This is a genomic window from Marinococcus sp. LNHM4E3-1 (assembly GCF_056034405.1).
Genome location: NZ_JBQLID010000032.1, coordinates 1 through 2481 on the forward strand (window position 1 = coordinate 1; position 2481 = coordinate 2481).

The 2481-nt window shown below is 46.9% G+C and carries 2 protein-coding genes; both read right to left on the reverse strand.

What is annotated here, in order from left to right:
* Positions 1 to 23: 23 nt before the first annotated feature.
* Entirely contained in the window at positions 24 to 797 is a 774-nt protein-coding gene (gene istB, locus ACTRXI_RS16260; protein ID WP_474264278.1) for an IS21-like element helper ATPase IstB, read from the reverse strand.
* The gene (istA, locus tag ACTRXI_RS16265; protein ID WP_474264280.1) at positions 794 to 2329 is read right to left on the reverse strand and encodes an IS21 family transposase; all 1536 of its coding nucleotides are present in this window, start codon (positions 2327 to 2329) and stop codon (positions 794 to 796) included. Before istA ends, istB begins: the two co-directional genes overlap by 4 nt.
* Positions 2330 to 2481 lie beyond the last annotated feature (152 nt).

Below are 2481 nucleotides of genomic sequence, written 5' to 3' on the forward strand. Positions count from 1 at the left end.
TAAGATAGATCAACGTTCACCAATTAAGATAGACCACTTGTTTCGGGAAACAACGTTTGTCTGTACTTCATGCGGATGCTTTCCATTTCTTCCCCAAAGGTAATGATTTCGCTCCGGTGAAGCAGGCGATCTAAGATCGCCGTCGTCAGGGTGAGATCACCTAAGAATTTGCCCCATTCATTTGGCCCTTTGTTTGACGTCAGGATGAAAGCGGCCTTGCCGTAAAGATCGTAAACAAATTGGAAAAACAAATGCGCTTCGTGCGCGTCATACGTCATATACATGACATCATCGATGATGATCAGATCTGATCCAATAATCCGTTTATACCGGGTGTTGGATTTTTTGGTATGTTCCCGTGTTTTTAAGATATACATCAGGTTGGCCATGGAAACAAAAGAGACTTGAAATCCCTGCTCGACGGCATGCACACCTAAGGCGACGGACAGATGCGTTTTGCCTGCACCTGCCGGCCCCATCAGGATTAACGTAAAATCGTCTTCCACCCAATTCAGCTCTTTCAACACGTTGAATTGCTTGTCTCCCAGCGCGTTTTGTTCCTTTAAATCATAAGTATCCAGGGTCTTTATTTCCGGAAACTCGGCCCATTTCATGCGTCGTTCGGTGGTCTTCTGTTCCCGACATTGAAGCTCATACGTCAGAAGTTCATGGGTGAACTCATGATACGTCCAGCCTTTGGCTTCTGCTTTCCGGAGGAGCGCGGGAAGCGCTTTTGCCGTTTCGGCCAACCGTAAGGTTCGGCATTGGTGTTGTAAGGCGTCAAAAGGATGACTCATGTTCTTCGCCCTCCATGCAAGACATTCAAGTAGGTATCGCTTGATCGTTCAGGCGCTTCCCACTCGATGTATGGCTGAGGGAGGGGAACATCTGGGGAGAATGGCGGATGGACCTGCCGGTCCAGGGAATAAGCGATGTCCCGGAAATCATTGCCACTGATTAATCGGAGCCTTTGAATTTCTGTTAGAGCTGCTTCTGCGCTGTTCGGATGGTTCCGGATGGCCTTTTGAATGACCTTCAGTTGATCGACCAAGTGCCGCGGATATTTCTCTGCTAATGCTTCGATCAACCACTGAATACCAGCTTTATTCGAGAAGGCATCTGTCAGCTCATGAATCAAAAGATGGCGCTTCGATTCTCGCTTTCCTCGATGCCGCGGGTCGGCAACGACCACGCCTTTTTTCGAGGAAAGGTTGTGGGTGGCCAACACCGGCCCCATCGGTTTTAAACGAATCAGGAGGGTGCGGCCCTCGATGACCTCGAGGTACGCTTTGTTCAATCTCCCTGGTTGATACGTACCTGACGGTACGCTATACCGGTTTTGCAGGTAACGGATGACATTGTCCTTGTGAATCGTTCTTGTTATACTAGAGGAGAGATGATTCTCAAATAAATAGCTCGTAGAGACTTTTTGTAAGTGTTGCTTTTCCAGGGCGTACACTTCGGAAGGTCTCTTTTTTATATTGTGATGAATTTTATAATTACCTGTGCGCTTTAACCAGGCCAGGCAGGCCTCATTCCACGTCGCCAACTGATCAAACACCCGGTTTTTGCTGAAGTTGTATTTCACAAACTTCACCACTTGTTCGATTTTTCCTTTTGATTCAGGGTCGCTTTTCCGGCAGAGATAAATCTTGAAGCCCCGGGCTGTTTGGTATTTCGTGAATTCCGCCGTTAAAATAAGATCCCCAGCGTTTTCGCTAACGGCGAGTAAAGCATCTTGATCGTAGACCATTTCCTTCGGCATGCCCTCATAATACGCAAAGGCATTTTCGTGACATCTTACGACGTCTGTCGTCCGAAAGGGACGATCCAGCCACTCGACATATTTATAGCGCGAATGGGAGAGGATAAAAGCGATAAAGTACAGACGTTTGCTTTCTCCTGTCTTCCTTTTCACGACCGTTTGGCCGAAATCGACTTGCCCCTGTTGACCTGGTAAGCTCTCAGGAATCGCCGCATAGGCTCGGTGTCGAACATGTTTCGGGATATGATACCTTTCGCGCAGCTCATTCACATAATTGCGAACCGTATTTTCCGAAGCACCTCGGAAATTCATCCGTTCCTCCAACCAATCATATACTTGAGCACCTGTGAGATCTGGATGCTCGTGAAGCCAATCGAGGATAGGATCCCGGAAGGGATCCAGCTTCTTGGACCGGTTACGCAGGGAAACGAGAAAATCCTCAAATTCCTCCGGCGTCATCCCCATATATTCTTTGACGGTATTTCTCGACATGGTCAACTTTTTCGCAATCGAGTTGATGGAAAACCCTTCGGCATGCAGCTTTCGAACTTCTACATATTTCATGAATCGATTCACTCCAATTTCCTCACTTTCAATAAACTAGCGGCAGCTTATTAAAAGTGTGTCATATTTGTATGGAAATGGGTTCATCTTATTGGTGAAAACCTGCTCTACCTTAATTGTGATAAATTGCTCTCTCTAGTTTAGCGTTTACA

What these genes read in the sequence shown, in the direction of transcription:
- istB (WP_474264278.1), bottom strand. Translation starts at nt 797, where the DNA reads ATGAGTCATCCTTTTGACGCCTTACAACACCAATGCCGAACCTTACGG.
- istA (WP_474264280.1), bottom strand. Translation starts at nt 2,329, where the DNA reads ATGAAATATGTAGAAGTTCGAAAGCTGCATGCCGAAGGGTTTTCCATC.